Origin of the sequence: Bacteroides sp. NSJ-48 (assembly GCF_014287405.1) — a bacterium.
GTDB lineage: Bacteria > Bacteroidota > Bacteroidia > Bacteroidales > Bacteroidaceae > Bacteroides > Bacteroides stercoris.
On the sequence record NZ_JACOOD010000038.1, the window covers coordinates 14979 to 36770 of the forward strand.

15 protein-coding genes are annotated in these 21792 nt (G+C 40.7%); all 15 read right to left on the bottom strand.

The features are described 5' to 3' along the window. Positions 1 to 67: 67 nt before the first annotated feature. The gene (locus H8S52_RS15245) at positions 68 to 3256 is read right to left on the bottom strand and encodes an efflux RND transporter permease subunit (protein WP_186910148.1); all 3189 of its coding nucleotides are present in this window, start codon (positions 3254 to 3256) and stop codon (positions 68 to 70) included. Positions 3257 to 3298: 42 nt separating this feature from the next. Beyond that, complete coding sequence (locus tag H8S52_RS15250) at positions 3299 to 4771, bottom strand: TolC family protein (RefSeq protein ID WP_186910161.1); 1473 nt, start codon at positions 4769 to 4771, stop codon at positions 3299 to 3301. Between the two features lie 27 nt (positions 4772 to 4798). Continuing rightward, positions 4799 to 7876: an efflux RND transporter permease subunit gene (locus H8S52_RS15255; RefSeq protein WP_186910149.1), complete on the bottom strand. Its 3078-nt coding sequence runs from the start codon at positions 7874 to 7876 to the stop codon at positions 4799 to 4801. 37 nt (positions 7877 to 7913) lie between these two features. Continuing rightward, positions 7914 to 9017, bottom strand: coding sequence for an efflux RND transporter periplasmic adaptor subunit (locus tag H8S52_RS15260; protein ID WP_186910150.1), 1104 nt, complete (start codon positions 9015 to 9017; stop codon positions 7914 to 7916). Position 9018: 1 nt separating this feature from the next. Next, positions 9019 to 10641: an O-antigen ligase family protein gene (locus H8S52_RS15265; RefSeq protein WP_186910162.1), complete on the bottom strand. Its 1623-nt coding sequence runs from the start codon at positions 10639 to 10641 to the stop codon at positions 9019 to 9021. A gap of 37 nt (positions 10642 to 10678) precedes the next feature. Then, the gene (locus tag H8S52_RS15270) at positions 10679 to 11695 is read right to left on the bottom strand and encodes a 6-bladed beta-propeller (RefSeq protein ID WP_186910151.1); all 1017 of its coding nucleotides are present in this window, start codon (positions 11693 to 11695) and stop codon (positions 10679 to 10681) included. 122 nt (positions 11696 to 11817) lie between these two features. Next, complete coding sequence (gene lepB, locus H8S52_RS15275; protein WP_186910163.1) at positions 11818 to 12702, bottom strand: signal peptidase I; 885 nt, start codon at positions 12700 to 12702, stop codon at positions 11818 to 11820. A gap of 36 nt (positions 12703 to 12738) precedes the next feature. After that, positions 12739 to 14673: a hypothetical protein gene (locus tag H8S52_RS15280; protein WP_186910152.1), complete on the bottom strand. Its 1935-nt coding sequence runs from the start codon at positions 14671 to 14673 to the stop codon at positions 12739 to 12741. A gap of 32 nt (positions 14674 to 14705) precedes the next feature. Continuing rightward, positions 14706 to 16418, bottom strand: coding sequence for a family 43 glycosylhydrolase (locus H8S52_RS15285; protein WP_186910153.1), 1713 nt, complete (start codon positions 16416 to 16418; stop codon positions 14706 to 14708). A gap of 40 nt (positions 16419 to 16458) precedes the next feature. Next, positions 16459 to 17343 (bottom strand): DUF1573 domain-containing protein, encoded by an 885-nt coding sequence (locus tag H8S52_RS15290; RefSeq protein WP_186910164.1) that lies wholly within the window; start codon positions 17341 to 17343, stop codon positions 16459 to 16461. A gap of 44 nt (positions 17344 to 17387) precedes the next feature. After that, positions 17388 to 18455 carry a BF3164 family lipoprotein gene (locus H8S52_RS15295; protein WP_186910154.1) on the bottom strand — a complete coding sequence of 356 codons (1068 nt, stop codon included), beginning with the start codon at positions 18453 to 18455 and terminating at the stop codon, positions 17388 to 17390. Positions 18456 to 18634: 179 nt separating this feature from the next. Further along, on the bottom strand, positions 18635 to 18874 hold the full coding sequence (locus H8S52_RS15300; RefSeq protein ID WP_186910155.1) for an NVEALA domain-containing protein: 240 nt from the start codon (positions 18872 to 18874) through the stop codon (positions 18635 to 18637). Between the two features lie 435 nt (positions 18875 to 19309). Next, a complete protein-coding gene (locus tag H8S52_RS15305; protein ID WP_186910156.1) occupies positions 19310 to 20170 on the bottom strand; it encodes a DUF1573 domain-containing protein in 861 nt (286 codons plus the stop codon). 208 nt (positions 20171 to 20378) lie between these two features. Beyond that, positions 20379 to 21413: a 6-bladed beta-propeller gene (locus tag H8S52_RS15310; protein WP_117742552.1), complete on the bottom strand. Its 1035-nt coding sequence runs from the start codon at positions 21411 to 21413 to the stop codon at positions 20379 to 20381. A gap of 64 nt (positions 21414 to 21477) precedes the next feature. Beyond that, positions 21478 to 21774 carry an NVEALA domain-containing protein gene (locus tag H8S52_RS15315; RefSeq protein ID WP_186910157.1) on the bottom strand — a complete coding sequence of 99 codons (297 nt, stop codon included), beginning with the start codon at positions 21772 to 21774 and terminating at the stop codon, positions 21478 to 21480. Positions 21775 to 21792 lie beyond the last annotated feature (18 nt).

The following is a 21792-nucleotide window of genomic DNA, read 5'->3' on the forward strand; positions in this document are numbered from 1 at the left end:
TAAGTAGAAGACCACAAAAGTAACAATTCTTTTTAAACTCCAAAACCGCATCTCAATTATCAATTATTTACATTGACTTTTTTCTGTTCAGGCAGAACACTGGAAGAAAAAAGAATATTCCAACAAGCGACATCATCAGTCCTCCAATAGTGCCAGCTGCCAATGGAAACCAAAACGCCTCCTTATCGGCTCCCACCATAAAAGGAATAAAACCCAGAATTGTTGAAACCACCGTTAGAAAAATAGGAACGACTTTTGCATTCCAGGCTTTGGTATAGGCACGAAGCATTGAAAGCCGGGGAAAACGACGCCGGATACTGTTATATTCATTTAAAATGTAAATACTGGCATTCACCGTAATGCCACACAATAGGACAAATGAGGCAAAACCACCCTGGTCAAAGTTCAACCGGAACCAATAAAAAGTAAGAAACACCCCGATATAAGAAACAGGAATAACAAAGATGATAGCCAACGGTTGCTTCAATGAATTGAACAGGATACTTGTCGTAAAAAATATAATTGCGATAACTACCAACAAAAGCAAGTATTGTTTATTATCTTTTTTACCCCATGACCATGAGTAACTGTCCGATTCGGCAGTATACCCCATAGGCAGGATGTCATTAAAATCTTCCAAATCACGTTCCAGTATCTTATTACCCATCTCATTCGAACCGATATACTCATACTGTAGGCAAAGACGGTATTGCTGCCTTTCCTTTGCAATCTCCTGTGGCATTTGCCCCTTTTCCATCACTGCCAATTCTGAAAGTTTATAATGCTTACCCTCTTTCATTCCATAAGGAAAGAATTGCATTGCCCATATATCATGGACATACGACTGACGTGAAGAAAGTTTTATCTTTTCCACCCCTTCCTCCGACAACACAGAACCAATCTCCATATTCCTTCCAAAAACAGGTTGAATAGAAGCGAAAAGTTGACGGGCGTCAATACCCTCCTGCGCCATCCTCTCTTTATTCAAGTTAAAATAAAATTCCTGGTAATCATCCTTCCACCATGAAAATTCCGAATTTATTAGCACCTCCTTAATACGACGATGGCTCAGCAACTTAGTTTTCAGTTTCTCCGCCCAACTATAAAGTTCGTCATAATTATAACCATACATCCTGACACGATAGGAACCTGCACTTTCACGTACATCATTGCTGAATCCCTGGTCTTCCAATCCATATACTCCCCAACTGCCGCCACCCAACTGCAACGCCTTATTTATCACATTAGCCTTCAGTGTGTATGGAAAACCACTATTTTGATATTCTTTCTTAAAATAGATATTGATACTGGCACGCCGGGCACTATAAACCGATGTATGAAACTGCCTGATTTCCTTAAATTCACTTAGATACGTTTCCATACGCTTCACCAGAGAGTTCATCTGTTCAAGGGTACTACCATTAGGCAGGTTGGCATTTACTGTAAGCACCACCTCTTCATTACGGGTAAAATAGCTACCTTCATATACTTTTTGTACAAACAGGCGTAAAGCACCTCCCAAGGCTTTATCGACAATCGGCTTTACCGATTCCTTATAAGTAGAGGAACCTAAAGTCTCATTATAAAATTTTTCCCAGCATCCTTCTCCGTCCAACTTTTCCGGTAGGAGAAAAACCGGAAGCCCGAAACCAAGCAAGAGCAATATGCATACCGCCCATCGCCAACGACAAAGGAAACGAATCAAGATAGCATAAAAACGCGTAAAATGGACAGTCAACCGACGAAGTCCCCGCCCTCTGACGAATTGCATCAAACCTTTGCGTGGCTTTCTTGTAACGACAGTTTCAGTCGACAACATACCGGTCTTGTCAATCATTGCCGGAACAAAGAAGAGTGCCACCAGTAATGATATACCCAGATTAATAATCATCACCGCAGCAAAGTCCTGCAGGTTTAACCGTATCTTTTCATCCAAAAAGAAGATGATAACCAATGCCCCTACTGTAGTCAGTGTTGCTGCAAGTACGGATATAAAGGCTTTCAGGTTGCGCCGGTGTAAGATATGGTCAGTCATGATGATAGTACTGTCTATCACCAGATTCAGTGAAACCGTAATACCCGCCAATGAATAAAGTTGCATCTCCAGACCGAAAAGATAATAAAAGATCAGCGCCACAGCTATATTAATCGCCAGACTGGTTACGATCAGTAGCATATACTTCAACTTACGGGTAATCAACCAGACGAAGACCAGAAGAATAAGTACCGTTAATCCGGTACGAAAATAAATCTTGTCCAGTTCCTCGCGGATATACTCGGTAGCATCATAACTGACATGTATCTCATATCCGGCCGGAAGTACCCTCTTTATAGCCTCCATCTCAGTCATGACGGCATGGCTAAGTTGCAACTGGTTAGCCCTTTCTTCCGCTGTAACCGATAAATAAATGGAATTCAAGCCGTTGATGCGATAATAGCTTTGCGGTTCTTCTTCCATCCGGGTTACTTTCACCAATTCATCCAAGCGAAGTATCTTTCCACCTGCATTTGTCACTGTGATAACAGACGGATCAAAAACATCACTACCTATTTCAGGAACCAAAGCCAGACGTATCCATTGTTCACCGCCTTTACCGGTATCGATATTGTGTGTTCCCAGAAACTCTTTCCGGTAATATCGTCTCACCGCATTATGAATATCCGATAAAGTTACTCCCAACAAACGTAATTGCTCACTGTCATATTCCAACCGCCATTCCATAGGCGTTGCCCCGCTCAAATCTATTTTATAGACTCCCGGCAGACGTGCCAGCTGAGGTTTTATATGCTCTTCTGCATATTGTTGTATCAAAATGGGAGTAGACGGAGCATTTAATGTAAAGGACATAAAAGGACGGAGCGCATTATTGTCGGACGTCTTCATCCGAATAGTCGGATAACTGACACCTTCAGGAAGTTGCGGCCATGTCTGCCGGATAATGGTAGAGGCCTCAAAACGCACCGCATCCACATCGGCGTGTTTGTCCAACTCTACAGTGATACTTCCCGAACCGTTACCCGAAGTAGAGTTCAGATTCTTCACCCCGCGTATACGTGCCAGCATAGATTCCAGTTTGCTGGTTACCTCCATCTCTACTACCCGGGAAGAAGCACCCGGCATACTGAATCCTACCGTAAATCCCGGTAGGTTACGGGACGGATTCAACTTGACGGGAAGAAGCGGTATCAATGCCAGCCCCACCAAAGCCAGACAAACGAAAGTCACGATGACAGTAAAAGAAGAAACTTTATTCATTCACTACTCAATAATTAAATAAGTTGAAACTGATTTTTCTTTTCATAAGTCATAATCAAACTTTTCAGAAAGAGAAAATCCCGAAGCAAAATCATGCAACGTCAGCTTACGTATCTTATAATAGTTCAACCAATAATTTTTTAAAGCTAAAATATAGTTCCGTTGTGCTTCCTGCTGGCGGTTCAGTGAAAGTGTAAGGCTGTTGATATCCGCTTTACCTATTATAAAACGCTGCCGGGTTTCATTATAGGCAAGGATAGAAAGGTCGAGCGCTTCCTCTGCGCTGGCTACCAACCCTTGCTGTACATTAAAGTCGGATACGGTCATAATAACTTCCTCCTCTATGCTGATTTCACTCTGACGAGCAGAAGTCTTTACGATATTGAGATTGTTTTTCGCCATATTATACTTGCCTTTTCTTACCCCCCAATCTATCAGTGGAACGGAAACGCTTACCGAAACCATCTCTTGCTGCATAGGATGCCGATAGGCCTGATTGAACTTCTCCGAAACCTGGTTGAACCCGATGCTGGCATTGATACCGGCATTGAAGCGCGATTCTTTTTTCGTCTTGTCCACCCGTTGTTCGGCTTCCAGAATATTCTGGCGCAACTCCAGAAAGTCCGGGTTATTGTTTTTGGCTGCCATCAGCGCCTCATCCACCGGAATAATTAACGATTGGGGACGACCGGGAAGACTGACCTTTATTTCGGTATTCTTCTCCAAGTTCAAGAAGGAGGCCAATGAAAACATGGCACGCTTCAGCGAACTGGCAGCATTCTGCAACGTATTACGGGCATTTACCACATCAAGTTTCAGCGTCAACAAGTCGGCACGACTGATGGAAGCTATCTTCAGGCGCTGCATACCGATGCGGTAAAGCGTATCGGTAGAAATTGCATTTTCTTTGGCAAGGTCATACTCCGCCTGCGCCATGGCAAGCGTAAAGAAATAGTTGGTAGCTTGTTCGGAAACCTGTTCGGCATTATAAATATATTCCTTTTTAATCTTTTCATATTTCAATGGCTCTATCCTACGTTCCCAACGGAAAGCATTATACCCTACCAGACTTTGAGAATACCCCAGTCGTACCGGAACACTGGTAAATTGCGTATAAGGATTACTTCCGAAACTTCTCATAAACCCCAGTTCCGTATCCAGATAGAAAGTACCGCCCGTCAAGTCAAAATTCTGCCGGATAGCAAGATTTCCATAGGCATAGAATGATTGCTGGCTACGATAAATATCCAGGTCCTGTTCGGAGTCATAACGCTTGGTGATGTCACGGTTATACTGGGCGGGAGTCATGTTCAAAGTCAGACTCGGCAGACGGTTGGCCTTAAAAGTACGGTACTCCCAATAACCTGACAGATACATATTCTTGGTACGAAAAGCTTCCAATGAACTATCATTAGCCATGGCAATCGTCTGTTGCAAGTCTAATGTAATCCTTTGCTGAGAAAAGGCGGAAAGCGTTCCCAATCCCAATAATAATATAAGACTTATCTTTTTCATCATATTCTTCTAAGCTATTCAACTTGACTACTTAACCACTTCCTTATTCCTATAAATAAACCAATATATCAACGGAATGATAAAAAGGCTGACCAGAGTTCCGACAAACATAGCTCCAATCATAGCGACAGACAACGGTTTTTGCAACTCCGAACCCATATCGAAAGAGAACAACAAAGGCACCATAGCAAATATGGTAGTCAGCGAAGTCATGATGATAGGACGAAGCCTTCTGCGCCCTGCTTCATGGATAGCTTCCAGCAATGGCATCCCTGTTTTTCTCAATTCGTTGATAGCATCCAGTTTCAAGATGGAGTCATTGATTATGATACCGCAAGTCACTATCAATCCAATGGCTGACATCAGATTAAGCGTATGCCCGCACATCCACAACAATAACAGAGCGAATGCCACGTCTATCGGAATTTCAAGCAATACAATCAGAGGCTGTACAAAACTCTCGAACTGGGCGGCAAGAATAAAGTACATCAACAGGATGGAAATAAAGAGAATCACCACCAGTTCGTCCAGCATCTCCCGATTGGAAAAGAAACTACCGGAAAAAGCAGTTTCCCAGTCTCCGGTCTCCTCAATAATTCGTCTCACTTTCGTCATCAATAACTCAGCGTCATCGGTCTCATAAAAACAGAAAGGAATGTACTCCCCATTACGTCCTGCAGTAATTGTTTTCAAATCCTCGGCGGGGGTAACCTTCACCAAATCGCGAAGCGGAATATATTCAACCGTTCCTTTACCATCAGCACGAGTCGGTATCAATGTCTGCCGTAACACATCATTCACCGTACGTTCCTCCCCCGCAATACTGATAGGCAGATATTGCTGGTAAGAATGGAGCATAGCCACACTATTCTCTTTGAAGGCTGTTTTCAGTACCCGGTACAAATCATCGTAAGAGACATTATATAATAGCAGCTTTTCATTCTGTACACTTATATTCAACTGATTTTCAAAAGCGATGCCGGTAGGGGCAGTTCCCGTTAATCGGGCAATGTGATTCTCCAATTCCCGCAATTCCTCCGCAACGGGTGCTTTCTCCTTGTTACGAGCATAAAGTTCCGCCACGATGTCAGCCTCTCCGGTTACGAACAGTTTCTCAAACACTGTTTCCGGTGGGGAAAAGGAGACGACTGCCAAAGGATATTCCGCCTTCAGGCGTTGATTCACCTTTTGCTGCAAAGCTTCTATTTCGCGCGGACTGCCCGTTTTGAAATACAGTTCGGCTTCTGAAGAAGACAGTGCACGCTCACGATTCAGCAGATAATCCTGTTGCCCCACAGCCGCTGTCTGTTCGATTGTTTGCTGCTCAAAATCACTGAACAAGGCATCCACCCGCCTACGATTCTCATCTACATGAATGTTTTCGTTCCACTCCACACGGGCTATGAGTTCGTTCTGGTCTATATCCGGCATACGTTCCTTACCGATAAAATAGAAAAGGAATACGCAAAGCGGGACGGAAAGAATACAAAAAGCAACGCTCACGGTCTTATGGGCAAATACCCAATCTACCCCCGCATCATAAAAGCGGTCCAAGGTATGTTCTTTCAAAGGATTGCTGATACGGATGCGGGAAAACCATGAACGACTGCGCAATCCGGTACGGTAAACCAGCATATAGAGTACCGGCAGCAACATGATACCCGTAAAATAGGATACCATCAGTCCCACCGTCACGGAAAATGCCTGATCGTAAAAAAGAGCACCGGCAATACCGCTCATAAAAATCAAGGGAACAAAAACAGCTATGGTAGTCAGCGATGAACTAAGCATGGGCGTAATCACCTCGCTCGTCCCCGTCACACAGGCCCGTCTGAGCGAGTAGCCCCGTTCACGGTACTGGGAAATATTCTCCGTCACAATGATGCTGCTGTCAATCATCATACCCAGTGCCAAAATAAGTCCTGACAAGGAGATAATATTAAGCGACATCTTGAACAAATAGAAAAAAAGAAAACAGATGACAATGGAGACTGTCATACTAAGTCCGATAATAAACGGTGACTTGATATCACCCAGAAAAAGAACAGCAACAATACAGATAAAAAGAAAGCCCAATGAAAGATTCTGTTGCAGGTTAGATATTGTATAGTCCAAAAGTTCAGTCTGATTACGGCTGACGCTGAATTCAATATCCGGATACACCTTCCGGAAGTAATTCATGGTACCGATAATAGCCTGTTTCATATCATCCATATTCTCATCCGCCTGCTTGATGACGGCAAGTGTCACGGCACGCTTCCCATTACTCATAGATACACCGGTCTCTTTAGCAGGGACAATGGCTATCTTGCAGAAGTCACCCAAGCGGATTATTCGTTCCCCTTTACGCAAAAGGATGTTCTCCACATCCTCCCGGGTACGCAGTAAAGTAGAGAATTTGATATTATACTCGTAATAGCCATCCCGTACCGTCATACTGCCAGGCTCCACATTGTTGTCTGCCAACACGTTTTCCATATCCGAAAGCGACAATCCCAATACAGCCAATTTATCCGCATCGGGCACAATCTGCAATTGCTGCTCCACTATACCGGTAACATCCACCATCGCCACCTCGGTCAGCTGTTCGATACGGCGCTTGATGACGTTTTCTGCAAAACTGCACAATTCAAGAAAAGCACGGTCATCCCCACGGCTGTATGCGCTATCATTCTTCAGCGTCAGGTTCAAGTAGAATACGGGAATATCCGTAGCACTCGCTTTCACTACTTTGGGACGTTCAGTATCCTTAGGAAGATAGTTCATCGCGGCATCAATCTTTTCATTCACCTCAATAAAGGCTAAATCCGTATTCGTACCGAAATCAAATTTCAAGCGGATAATACCCGCTCCGTCACGTGTCTGACTGTCCATATCCTTCAACTTACCCACTTGTATAAGTTGTTGTCGCAGAGGCTTCACCACTGTATTTTCCAGTTCCCGTGCCGATGTATTGGGTACGGCTACCTGAACGGTAATCTCAGGAATAGCAATATCGGGCAACAAGGAGACAGGCAACGTGAAATAAGTCACCATCCCAACGATAAAGCATGCTGTAAATGCCATCAGCACAGCTATAGGCCGTCGTATAAGGAAATCCACCATAAGTTATCAATTACAAGTTATCACATCACCGTCTTTATCACCTTTTCACTTTATCACCTTTATCAACCACCTTCACCGGAGCCTCATGCGCCAGATTCACGTTCCCCGTCACAATAACCGTGTCGCCTTCCGCAATCTCATCGGTTTGAGATGCCCCCACCAAGGTATATTCCTCTGCATTCTCCAATCCCGTTTGGACATAGTTCCACTTGGCCTGCCCATTCTTCAAGGTAAAAACTACCTGTCTGCCCGAACGCAACACAACGGCACTCTTGGGGATAACAAATTGTTTGTCCAGCGAACGGAACACATTTACACGTACATTCATACCACTGAACAGTCTGCCCTTGCCGTTTACCGACGCCTTGACCTTCACCATACCCTTCTCGTCCACCAACGGATTGATTTGCGTAACGACTCCCTCGTAACGGGACGCAGCATCCGAATAAGGACTGATAAATACGCGATCACCGGACTGTATCAAAGACAGTTCACTTTCAAGCACAGTGAAATCCGCCTCCATGCCATTTGTACCCACAACGGTACAGAAGACCTCCGAAGTATTGGCAGCATTAAAAGGCTTGGAGAAAAGGTTGGCAATCACACCATCGAAAGGTGCCGTCAACGTAGCATGCTCTTCCTCATATTGAGCTAACTCATACTGAGAAAGGCTCTGGTCATATCCGCTTTTCACGCGGGCAAGCTTCATGATATCTGCAGGTACTTTGGAAGAATCATCCGCTGGATAACCTTGACCTATCAGCACATCCTGCAATTCGAGTTTGGACTTTTCAAGCGCATCTTTGGCTTGGGCAGTACGATTAGACAAGCGGAATTTATCCAGTTCAGCCAATTTCTGCCCCTTGAACACCTTCTCACCGTTCTTTACGTAAATACGGGCAATAACACCGGACGTCTCGAAACGTAAGTCAGCCTGTCCGCCGGCAACTATCTTGCCGTTACTTACCAACTCATGGTTGAAAGCACGCTGTTTCAGTACTTCTACCGTCACTTCGTTGTCGGTGGTGGGTAAAACGGTGGCCACCCCTTCGTCGTTAACTTCCTCGTTCTTATTGCCGGAACAAGCGGTCAGCAATAACAATGTCGTGCATAACAATGCTTTATGATAATGTGTCTTCATATCAGTATATAAGTATTTTATTTAATTCTTCCCTCATCTCTTTTATAGCCGTAGATTGTACTTTCGGTTCCTTCGTCAACACAATACGCTTCATCTTCTCAAACTTGTCCGGTTGTCTAAATGCAGGTTCTGCATAAAGTTTAGCCAGCAGATAATAAGGATATATTCGCCCCGGCAGACGACGGGTAGAACGGATAAAGCACTCCTCTGCCGCCAGATAATCTCCCTTTTGTTGATAATTTTTTCCCATTATATTTAGTATCATAGGATCGCAACTTCGCCTCAAGGCCTCTCTCATTATCCTGTTAGACGCTTCTGCTCTCCGCAGTTTATGCAATCCATGCCCATATTCAAACAAGAAAGCAGCACATTCTTTCAACAATGGATAAAGGGAGACATATTCCCTTTCACCACTTTCATACGCTCCTGCCTTATAAAGTACCCTGACGTTCATCCATTCTCTACAAGCCTGTTCAATACGAAGATCGTTCTTTAAGCGAAAACCACCGACTGCTACTGTCAATATTGCCAACCCTATCCATTCCCAACGGCTATTCCCACAAACACAGGCCAGAAGCAACGCAATAAATGTAATAATAAATACCGGAAGTTGCAGCGGATAAGAAGAAAAAGAAAAAATCAGTAAAGAAAGAATTGCTCCGCAAATGCCATACCGACTTTTCTTAATTCCTATATATAGACAAATAACAATAGCAGCCAATCCGCAAAAGGTCAAAGGAACTCCCCACTCCACCGCTGCCTGCAAGTATTCATTAAAAGCATATTCCGGACTTCCTGCCACACGTTCTTCCCACGGCTCATAATTGCCTGTTGCAAAATAATCCTCCTGAGCCTTCCCATAAGCCACTGCAAAGTTATCCGTTCCATGTCCGGCCAACGGTTTCTCCATAATAGCCCGGCAAGTAATCTTCCACATAAACAAACGTCCTCTTGCCGAATCCGGCTTTAACGAGAACAGCAAGTAGCCAGCCAATACCATGATACCTACTCCCACAGCTATAGCCGTAAACAAACGTTTCCGATGGTGTATCCACACCTCACGTAACCAAACTCCCCAACCGACATGACAGGCATATACCCACAAACAAGAAAATCCCGCCGCCAACCAAGCCGAACGGCTCATACCCGCAGGAAGCACACAAAGAATGAGCAGCATCACACTGCCTGCAACCATATTCTTTACCCACCATGTCTTAAGCAAACGACTGTTGTGCAAGGAAAGGTATTGATAGAAACAAAGCGGAAGTATCAGTGCCAAATAGCCTGAATATGGTCCGGGATTAAAGAAAGAACCAGTCAGCGCATACCGTGAATGTCCGGAAGCGGTAAATCCATAAAGTTGACGTAATCCCCATATAGCCTCTATACCTCCAAGGACTATTAAGGCCCACGTCACAGTAGTAGTCAGCTTCAACGCCCTCTTGCCCAATAGGATTGACAATAAAATACAGACGCTTGCTATGATAGCCGCTTTGTCAAACCATACCCACTGCCCGATCGTTTCATCGGCGGGAAGTTCAGGATGCACGACAAGTACTAATGACAGCAACGCCATTACTGCGACCCACTGAAAGCCAAAGGCTATATAGCTTTTTATCTCCATCACATACGGTATAAATATTCGAGATTACTATCTGCCACTATTTGAAATTCATTTTATACACAACTGCCATTCGTTCCGATATATCATTTCTTAATGCTTCCGGAAAATATTCCGAAGGATATTCATCGGTTGATATTGCTATCAAAACATCAGGAAGATTGGTTGATACAGGAAGTGGATATATCGAATATTCTGCAATGTCCATTTCCTGTCTTTCAAATGAGCAGCTCTTATTCCGACTTTTTTCATAGAGAGAATACAATCCTGGAGATTCTGAAATAGTCCAAATCGAATAAAGATAATTCTCTGTATTTACGACGAAAGAAGGACAAGCATATTCATCCTGCACATCCATCAAGTTCTCCACATCTTTATAAGAGTTTAATCCTTTCTTATCTGAAACCAGACATTGAATTTTTTCTATTTTCCTTGTTCGAGAATCAATCGCGTATAAACTACATGTAATAGGGTCTAAAACCTCTATCTGATTATCTCTCCGTCGAAAAGTAATCGTACTCCAATCAGTATAACTAAATGGAAAAACAGCATCATGATATAAAAGAGTTTGCTCTTTCTCTCCCTTCTCACTCATCACCCAAATTTTACTTTCCCCTTTCCTTCCCTGTATGTCATGGCACAAAAATTTCCCGTCAGGCAATATTTCAAAATCGTCATAAACTAAATCAAAGGAGAAAGCCAATGATTTTACAAATGTTCCATCATGCATATAATAGTGTACTTTTCGCACATTTATATCACTCACATAAACATATTCATCATCTACACATACATGATGCAGACTAAAGAATTCGCCCGGCGCTTCTCCTCTACTACCTATCTTGTTTAAGAACAATCCATCTTTTGTAAAGCGAAAAATACTGCCTTGCTTTTTATCAACCACGAATAGAGTTGAGTCCGTAAACAAAACATTAGTTATTACACCAAAAAAATAAGGTTCAGGTAACTCCAATTTTATTGCATTCACATCTTTAATGAACGATGAAAGATTCAAATGTTCTTGAAGATGTGACAAGTCCACTTGTATTGTACTCATACAATCACATACTCTATGAGAAGAACACCCACAAAAGATATACAAGCTCCAAGAGCATACTGCTGAAAATAATATATGTTTCATATCTCCTTTATATTTCAACTAAATTTAAGCCATGAATATCATTCTATTTTCCTCAAAATCCGATTCCACCTTATTTCATCGGTATCAGGATTTACAGATTTCCAAACTCTTACAGCCCTGCCTACTATAAAACTTTCGGGTAACATCCCCCAGTAACGGGAATCTTGCGAATTATAAGCATTGTCCCCTGCCATAAAATAGTAGTTCTCTTGAAAACAGTATTCCCGTACCACACTATCACCCAATAATATCTCACCGGCTTCGTTTATTCGTGACAGTTGTTTTTGTTCCCAGTTTATTAACTGCCTATAGAGGGTGTATGATAAAGAATTCATCTTTACAACCTGCCCTTTAGCAGGAACCGGCAGAGGACCGAATTCTTTGATAGTCCATTTCAACTCATCGCTCCACGGGAAGCATGGTATCACAACATTCGTTCCGCTATCCGGTAAAGCGGCAATCCGCTGTTGGGCAATCAGGCTTCCGATTTCTCCGCTTACCCCACGTAGTTTATAATATCCGTTTCTGATCTCCAATGTATCTCCCGGCAAAGCAACACAGCGTTTCACATAGTATTTCATTACATCAAATGCAATACTGTCCCAACGCTCTGCCTTATATGGGAAATTAAAAACCAACACATCATTTCTTTTAAAGTTTCTCCATCCCGGCATACGGTAGATATTCACATCCTTACTATCCAATGCCTTCAATACATTGAATATCCTTGCCCCGCCCGAACATTTATCCACCAATACACAATCACCCGCCAACATAGAAGGCGACATTGAGTCCGATGGTATACTGAAAGAGGTCACAACAAACACCTGCATCACTATATAAATAGCAACCAGTAAACACAAGTAGAAAAATAAGTTTATCAATCTGCTTACCCAACGAACTATTTGTTGTCGTTCTTTCATTTTCATATCTATTCTTTTTTCAGCACATCGGCAGTATTACCAATATCGCTGTATCCCTTCATCATATTCAAAAATCCGCTCATCTTTCCCTCTTGTATAGTTCTTCAAGTAAAATAAAGCTCCTTTAGGAACAGTATAAAGAAGTGAATCGGAAACTGCTACCTGGGTTCCTGCCGAGTTCCATTCGCCTTGCGAAGAATAAAACAGCTCATAGGTTTCACCTTTATAGATATAGTTATCCCGATTACGAGGAGTAAATACAATCTTTCCTATCCGATACGGACAACCCAGATCAAGCCCTGCCCATCCGCCTGACGACAAACGATAGCGGAAAGAAGTACAATGATCGCCATCAAAAACATTTGTATAATCGTGTGTAAGGTCACCATCGGGTGCATTAGAAGTTCCCATCGGCTTTCCTTGCAGAGCACAAGTATCTTTCGCTGTTTCGTAAAATGCCACTTCGGATACATCACAGTAACTATTCTCAGGGCCATAATAGCGAACATACCGATAAGGCTTCATCCCCCTTAACACAACCACATTATGTAAGCGCAGCGGATTTTGATTGATGACAAACAATGTATCCTTCACGCTGAAATCACGGCTGTTGCTACCTTCAAAGACTCCCCCCACCATGTGTTGAGGGAAAAGTTCATACAACTGATTATATTTGTTAAGCAAACAGACCTCTTCCTGCTTATCGGAAACCTTAAAATAGTGTATGCCTCCGGTCTCCTTGTTTAATTCGAAAGGCTCGGAAACAGGCACAAGCCTGCCGGACTCATAAACAGCCAGCATAAGCACTACTCCACCGGCCACTTCTTTAAATATCATCCCTTCCTCCGAAGGATAAGTCCATGCCACAGGCTGCCAGTCCAAACGAGTAGAAGCGCAAAGATAAACCACTTCATCAGAAGCTATTGCACGAAAACATTTTTCCACAGGAATCACAAAATCATAGGTATTCTTACCGCTGTACAAACGAGTGACATCCTGTGAACAAGGATAACGGAAACCAGGCCATACATCTTCCGGTTTTCCCCTTTTGCCTGCCTGCATATCACGATTCAGGCTGAAAGTCTGCCGGTAAATCTTTGACCTTGCCCCAAAGAAAGTACGTACAGGTTCTATTGCCCTTTTCTCATACATATAATAAGAATCCCCGTACTTGTCCTGTACAAAGTTCCAATAATGTGCTACGTTTAGTTCTCCTCGAAGCGGCATGTAGTCGCACCCGCAAGGAATACCTACAGCGCGAAAAATGTAGATAAGTCTGTCCGTCAGTTCACGACAATTACCTGACACCCATTTCACCAAGTCCGGCCCTACATGAGGTCCATAACCCAATGATGCATTGAAATGAGAGTCTTCCCTTGAAACAGAATCCAGCAGTACACGCGCCACAAAGAGAGGATCTTCCGCTTCCGGCAGTTTCCTCACGGCATCCAGCATCGGATTGTATTTTTTATAAATTTCCTCACGCCACGCCTTTAATGGTTCATCCTTGATACGATAGGGCAAGATATATTCACAAAAATCACGGAACGAAACATTTTTTCCCCATGGCTGCTCACGCCATACTTTGAAAGCCCAATCCAGATGGTCAATCAACAAATCGGGCTTTATCTTTACATCGGACACTAAACGCAATCCGGCAAGATTTGTATTACCATATAACTTCCTAACAGAATCCTGCACTTCTTCCAACGAATACTTCCCCGTTCCATACAGTTCATAAGTCTTGAGATGTGCATCCAATGCGGTACTTCTCTCATACGAATAATAATACGGAAGATTCTCCAAGAGAAATAAAGCAGCCTGCCGCTTCAAGGAGTCATCGCCACAAGCCTCCAATACCTCCTCCAACCGAGGATTTTGTTCCAGCACATCAGTCGCAGAGATAAAACACTCTTTTCGACAACTTGCCAAGAGCAGTAGCAGCACTCCATATATAATAAGCTTTCTCATATTTTATCGTCTGATATTTTAGGAACCTAAATTTATAAAACCTTCTCAACCTTCTCTCCTCGGGTAATACCTCCCTCATTGAAACTATCTATCGCGAAATAGTACTCCCATTCGGCATGCAGTCCCTTGATAATTATCTCGTTGTCTCCATACACTATATAATTATGGTATAGCTTATCCGGTGATATTCCATAACGGATGTTATAACCTACGGCATCCTCCACATTATTCCATCTTAAAGTAGCATTACGACGATCATTTATATCACGCAATCCATGCCATGAGTCCACCATACTTGGTGCAGGCTTATCCGCTTTACCAAAAACACGAAACCCCGAAACAGAAAACTTCCCGGCAGGTACGTGCACGTTTGTGATACGCAAATAGCGGCTTGCCAAAGGTTTCTCCAACACAACATAGTCATGCGGTGTATCAGTAATTCGCAACGACTTTTCTCCCACCGGCTTCCATTTCTTCCCATCAGTAGACGTTTCCAAATGATATTGATAAGTATCGGAGACACTGCCTGAAAGTTGCGCATCTTCATCGGCAAAGTTTATCTGAATAGCACGAACCTCGCAAACTTCCCCCAAATCCAGAGATAAAAACTCCCCGGTATCTCCAGTTTCTGCACTCCACCACGAACGTATGCTCTCGTCTACAGCACAACAGGCCGGATGTTTTCTTTGCTCGGACGATACACGCACCAACTTGCGATAAGACAGCAGCATCCATCCGGTAGCCAATTCTTCGGGAGAATTGATCTTTTTTGTTGGCATAGACATGGGATAATCTCCAAAGCCTGTATAAGCATACATCAAACTGTCTTTATCAAAGAAAACAGGATGTAGTACAATTCTTCTTTCAAAAATATGCCTGACCGACACGCCCGTTGTACCCATATACCAATCATTCCCATACCTGTCCTGGAACAGGCATCCGTTCCCGGCTCCCTTAGTGAAACCTTCGGGCTTATAAACAAACGGATTGTGGGTAGCCAAGACAAATGGTCCTACAGGGTTATCGGCAACATACACTCCTTGATTGGAACCTGTATACTGAATGCCCGAAGACGCATATTGCAGGTAATATCTGCCGTCACGCTTCGTCATCCATGTACCCTCTATCCACGAACTGAGAGTTTTCCATTCATGATAGTCGCCAGCCACTTCCCAACCATTCGTCTGCTTGCAGTTTGTTATCAGAGGTATAGTTTGTGTAAGCGGAAGAAAAGTTTTCGGGTCAATCTCTATGCCGGTCAGAGATACTTTATTTCCTGACCCGGAATACAAGAACAAACGTCCCTCATCATAGAAAAGTGACGGTTCTGCCACATCATAAGGGAAACTATTTGTAGCCACCTCCCATTGTCCCGATTCAGGCATGGCAGTGCGATAAAATGTACCCGTTGCACCGGAGAAAGTAAGATAAAGCTGCCCGTCCATCTCTACTGCGGCAGGAGCATTGCCAGTAGTTGGCAAATTGGTAGTTACCAAAGTCCAATGCAGTAAATCATCCGATTTATAATACCCTTGTATATTAGACATAAAAAGATAATATACATCCCGAAACAAAACGACACAAGGATGCGCTCCGTCACGCCTTGATACCCCTTCTTCTACCGTAAAATCATAGTTTAACGGAAGGGGATTACACATTGTAGCGTTTACCTCTGCGTCGTTCATAAAATGACAGGAACTAAACAATATCAGTAACAAAGCCAAGCATACATACAATTTATTCATACAATGGTATTTTTCATTTCATTAGGATATAATCATCATTCTATTCCGCATCTCCCATAATCTTCAAAATCAATGGTGAGGATTCTGTATTGCAATACACCGTTATAGTTTTATTAAAATGCTCCGGATGTTCAGCCTTATATGTCACCTCCAAATTCAGTTCTCTACCCGGTTGAACCGGCTCTTTAGAATAAGAAACAGAAGTACAGCCACAAGAAGTATCCACATCCTGCACTGCCAAAGGTCTATTTCCCGTATTTTTCAATGTAAAAGTTGCCTTTTGCTCTTTTTGCCAATTAAAACGACCTAAAGAAATAGAAGTTTTATCTATAGCGACTTCGGTCATTATCGCTTCGGCTTCTTTCGTTTGTCCTGATATCTCGCCTTGAATAATCTTCAGATAGAGTTCTTTCACTTTAAAATTATGAACAGGATTACCAATAGCAAGTACTTTATTATCTCTGTCTAATAGAAAAGTTTGAAACATCATATCTGAAGGAAAATGATTTAGCTTATTAAAACAATCATTCTCATCCAGGCAAACAGGATATTCAAAATTATCACGACGAAATATTAAACGTAATTCAGACTTATCTTTAGGATGAAAGTAAAAAAGGAATGACACTTTACCATAACTTACAGAATCCACTCTATGTATAAATTCTTCCCAACTCAACAATTGCAATTTACAACTAGTGCAGCCTATAGAGTCAACATATGTCACTATCTTATAACTACTACTATTTCCCATATATTCTATCGTGTCTTTCCCCTGAACAGTAAACACCGAATTAGGAGGAAATTGTATTTCTTTACCCTCCCATTCTCTCACCAATTGTTCAACATTCTTTATTCCGTTCTGACATGAGGAAAACAGAATCAATGATACCACAATGTATATTGCCACTTTTTTTCTACTTTTCATCACTACAGAAATATGCTTATTCAATTCGTATACTGCTATGATATTCATAATACATAACATATGACATTAAAACCACCGTCTTCATTTTTTACGACCGCAAACAGATTTTGTTCTTTTTCATTTACAGCAATATGGAACACATCCGTATCAAGTAGAAGCTCTTTTATAGGATTACCATCCCAATCAAAGACAAATACAGTTTTCGATTTTCTTTGAACCTCATAAATTTTTCCATCAGAATATAGAGCATACAGATACTTAGGTGTCGCACACACTTCAATGAAACCATGAATACTTTCTTTGGTTGGACGCGCACTGAATAATTGTCCACCATTCTCAACCAAAGATTCGCACGCTGGGTTCCCCAAACGCAAAGATCTCTTGAGTTCAATTTTATTGTTGACTACTTCAAAAAAGTCCAAGTTAGAAGAAAAATTTACAGAATAGGCAAACTTGTTTTTATATGGATGTTTTGCCATATAGCCTTGATTGGAAAGGAATCTAGTTTCAGTATTGAAACTGCTATCGGCAGCATTATAAACATCTATACCATAATCCAACACACGACCATAAGAATCAAATATTAAATGCTGATAATGTGTTTTATACGTTCCTCCTGCTACAAATGTAGAATCATCAATAGGAATAAGCCTTGATATTAGCGCATTCGATATATTATGCTTTGTTAATCGAATAGGAGCGCCATCGATCACACCGCATCGTAAAGAGTCAAGGTTATATTTCATTACTATTTTGCTTTGGTCATTATAGGCTATAAGACATTTTTTTCCTAAATAGCCACTACTACCAAACAAAACTTCCAAGGGACCTTGTCCTATATTCCCGAAACGAGCAATCTGCCTACCAGATGATTGATCAAACAACGTGAAACATTGATTAGAACGTGTATCAAAAACAACCAGATTTTCTTCATCACATGCAATACCTTCTACACGTCCCAAAGAATCCTCACTGATCAGACATTCTTTTCTTTGATTCAAAGAAACTGTTTCAGGAAATAATTCCTCAATTGTTTGGGATGGTTTATTATTGCAGGCACCCAAGAAACCTATGCACAATACCCCCAAAAAGAATCTACTCATTTTATTCATATAGTTTCTATTTTATATATAATCTCCAATTCCATGCCATCACTTTCACTTTAACATAGTTATGCTTAATATAATCCGAATTAAAGTCGGAACCTAAAGGTTTGGAATCACGCAAAACACTCATTTCATATTATTATAGTGTCATGAATGACATGGAATTAGATTTCAAACAAATCCTCTTAGCAAGGCAAAGGAAGTTTCAGTCCATAGACAACACCTCCACCCAAAACATAATAGCAAACAATGCTATATGGTGCACAACAATAACTTCCTCCACCTCCACTTTCACCTTGAGCCAATGCTTCTACATTAGCTAAAGCCAAATCTGACATAGCATTTGATGTTTGATTAGCATAAACTCCATATCCTGCAACTGCAACAAATGCTGCAACAAAAGCCAATTTTATTACTTTTTTCATTATGTTCTTCATTAATGATTATCTATAAATTAATTTCTGCATCTATCCTTTCAGCAGTAAAGCAAATATCCTTGCTACATTCAATTCTTAGTTATATCTTTGCCACGACCTCCTTTCTTTAGCGGGTTATGGAACAGATGGAATAGCTTGCTCCAACAAACATTCAACATCTGTTCCTTTTTCAGTTATATAATCGTTTTATAAAAGCCATTACATCTTAAATTCCACAATCGGCTCATCACTATTTACATCCGTAACCGTAATAATTCTTTGAGTGATTTCATTTTATAACGACGTATCAAAAATAGCGGCAACAAAGGATATATAAAAATTAATCGACTGACAAAGTCTGACAAACACTAATTTTCGTCATGTCAGATACCACTAATTTGTAAAACAAGCTTTATTACCTCCATTTTTTAGATGGAACAAGTGCTATTCTGCATCTCCCATAATTTTCAAAACCAATGGCGAAGATTCCATGTTACAATACACCATTATAGTTTTATTAAAATGCTCCGGATGTTCAGCTGTATATGTCACTTCTAATTTCAATTCTCCACCCGGTTGTACAGGTTCTTTAGAATAAGAAACAGAAGTACAGCCACAAGAAGTATTTATATCCTGCACCACCAATGGCTTATTTCCCGTATTTTTCAATGTAAAAGTTACTTTCTGCTCTTTTTGCCAATTAAAGCGACCCAAAGAAATAGAAGTTTTATCTATAGTGACTTTAGTATTTATCACCTCAGTTCCCTTGTCTTTCTCTACTTTCTCTCCTTGAATTATTTTTAAATAAAGCTCTTTTACTTTAGGATTATGAATAGGATTACCAATAGCAAGAACTCTATTATCCTTATCCAACAAAAAAGTTTGAAACATCAAGTCTGATGGAAAATGATTTAACTTATTCAAGGAATCGTTTTCATCAATACAAACAGGATAATTGAAGTTGTCACGTTTCAAGATATAATTAAGTTCCTTCCTGTTTTTGGGATGTAAAAAGAATAAAACAGGTAAGTTTCCAATAGTATCCAACTGACTAATGAACTTTTTCCACCATTCTAATTTTAACTTACAACTCGTGCAACCAGCCGAGTCCACATAAGTAATAATCCGATATTCACTTTTGAATAAAAAGTTCGTGTCAGCACCTAATACCGTAAAATGCATTATATCAGGATAAACAATTTTTTTATTATTCCATTCTTTCACTAAATGGGATATATTTTCTTTCTTTGTTTCTTTACAAGAAAACAATGAAAATATGAAAAGTATGAAAACAAATCTTTTCATTACATTACTAAAATTATTTATAAAACAATCATCTATTTCTTAAATGAAAAAAGCAATAAAAATAAGATTATCATTTTTCATTGTTCCTTTTAATAACTGTATCAATCGGTTATCTTATTCTTGCAATTACTGTAAATATTACTACAACAAATAATACATTCAACATTTTTATATAATATTCATCAAGCTACATTCCTTATCAACTGTATTATTTCAGATGCAAAATACCAATAACCGGGTTCTCGTCCGGATTATCATTATTCATATAAGTTACGAACATATTATTATCACTGAAAGAGGTTGTCGTTCCGGTTCCTTTATCATCCAAATCATTCACCATAAACTTACCTATCCAATACTCACCTTTTTCTTTAGAATAGAGAAATGCTCGCGTATCATCAACAGACGACCAATAGCCAGCATAAATCCATTTCTCGCCTTCCAAATAAAAGGTACGAATAAAATCTTCAAAACGCTGTAAAGAAACTGTTTCTTTGTAGTCATGTTTCAGATCCGGTTTCATCCGAAAGGGATATTCTAAGGATAGTTGTTGATTTTCATAATGATAGACCGCATTATTGAAATTAGGAGCCATAAAACAAATTACATCCCCATAAGAACATAATTCCCAAAGAGGAGTAATATAAACTAAATGGTTGTTTTGCCTACCGACCAATAATTTTTCTTCTTTACCTTGGGCATTCACATAATAAATGCCGGCAGTCGTCTTATCAATTCCCGAATTCGATAGAATAAAACCTCCTTGAGGACATATCTTGAAATCTTTCATTTTAAGATTCAGTTCAATCGTATTTAAGTAATCACCATCAGGAGTATAAAACAACAGTTTACGTTCCCAAGAAGATAAAATAACTATCTGATTATTTCTTTGATCATATTCAAATTGATAAATTTGAGAGTACTCACCCGGACCGCTACCTTTCTTACATATTTTATTTATATATTTGCCTTCACGATTAAAAACCCATATAGTTTGTTGCGGTTCATCAAATACAAACAAACGATTATTATTTACTGCCATGTCAGTAATACTTCTAATCAAACAACTATCATTTGTTTCTAAATAAACATACTCAATAGAGTCCACAAACAAAGAATATCCAATACTGTCTACTGCTTCGTTTTGTAAATTCGGCTCCCATTTGGACGTAGTTTTAAGTTCTGTACAAGATATTATAAGCACAGCAAACAATAACATATTTAAAACTTTACAAACTCTCATGTTTACTATTTTTGTATAATAAAGATTGTATTGCTACATTTTCACAATACAATCTCTATATTAATTAACACTTACCCCAGCAACTACTATAAAGACAGTCTGCCTCTCTATCTTCCACTTGTACACAAGTAGCACCTATTACTCTGGGCGGATTACTTTTATCATAACAATTTTGCAACTGATAGCCATAAGCTTTATTAGGATCAATAGGGTCGGGGCCGGGATACTCATCCATTGCCAAGGCTTCTACATTAGCCAAAGCCAAATCAGACATTGCATCTGATGTTTGATTAGCATAAACTCCATATCCAGCAACTGCTACAAATGCTGCAACAAAAGCCAATTTTACTACTTTTTTCATTTTGTTTTTCATTTATGA

What these genes read in the sequence shown, in the direction of transcription:
- H8S52_RS15245 (WP_186910148.1), bottom strand. Translation starts at nt 3,256, where the DNA reads ATGAATAAAGTTTCTTCTTTTACTGTCATCGTGACTTTCGTTTGTCTG.
- H8S52_RS15295 (WP_186910154.1), bottom strand. Translation starts at nt 18,455, where the DNA reads ATGAATAAAATGAGTAGATTCTTTTTGGGGGTATTGTGCATAGGTTTC.
- H8S52_RS15265 (WP_186910162.1), bottom strand. Translation starts at nt 10,641, where the DNA reads ATGGAGATAAAAAGCTATATAGCCTTTGGCTTTCAGTGGGTCGCAGTA.
- H8S52_RS15255 (WP_186910149.1), bottom strand. Translation starts at nt 7,876, where the DNA reads ATGGTGGATTTCCTTATACGACGGCCTATAGCTGTGCTGATGGCATTT.
- H8S52_RS15270 (WP_186910151.1), bottom strand. Translation starts at nt 11,695, where the DNA reads ATGAGTACAATACAAGTGGACTTGTCACATCTTCAAGAACATTTGAAT.
- H8S52_RS15260 (WP_186910150.1), bottom strand. Translation starts at nt 9,017, where the DNA reads ATGAAGACACATTATCATAAAGCATTGTTATGCACGACATTGTTATTG.
- H8S52_RS15305 (WP_186910156.1), bottom strand. Translation starts at nt 20,170, where the DNA reads ATGAAAAGATTTGTTTTCATACTTTTCATATTTTCATTGTTTTCTTGT.
- H8S52_RS15290 (WP_186910164.1), bottom strand. Translation starts at nt 17,343, where the DNA reads ATGAAAAGTAGAAAAAAAGTGGCAATATACATTGTGGTATCATTGATT.
- H8S52_RS15250 (WP_186910161.1), bottom strand. Translation starts at nt 4,771, where the DNA reads ATGAAAAAGATAAGTCTTATATTATTATTGGGATTGGGAACGCTTTCC.
- H8S52_RS15310 (WP_117742552.1), bottom strand. Translation starts at nt 21,413, where the DNA reads ATGAGAGTTTGTAAAGTTTTAAATATGTTATTGTTTGCTGTGCTTATA.
- H8S52_RS15285 (WP_186910153.1), bottom strand. Translation starts at nt 16,418, where the DNA reads ATGAATAAATTGTATGTATGCTTGGCTTTGTTACTGATATTGTTTAGT.
- H8S52_RS15280 (WP_186910152.1), bottom strand. Translation starts at nt 14,673, where the DNA reads ATGAGAAAGCTTATTATATATGGAGTGCTGCTACTGCTCTTGGCAAGT.
- H8S52_RS15315 (WP_186910157.1), bottom strand. Translation starts at nt 21,774, where the DNA reads ATGAAAAAAGTAGTAAAATTGGCTTTTGTTGCAGCATTTGTAGCAGTT.
- lepB (WP_186910163.1), bottom strand. Translation starts at nt 12,702, where the DNA reads ATGAAAGAACGACAACAAATAGTTCGTTGGGTAAGCAGATTGATAAAC.
- H8S52_RS15300 (WP_186910155.1), bottom strand. Translation starts at nt 18,874, where the DNA reads ATGAAAAAAGTAATAAAATTGGCTTTTGTTGCAGCATTTGTTGCAGTT.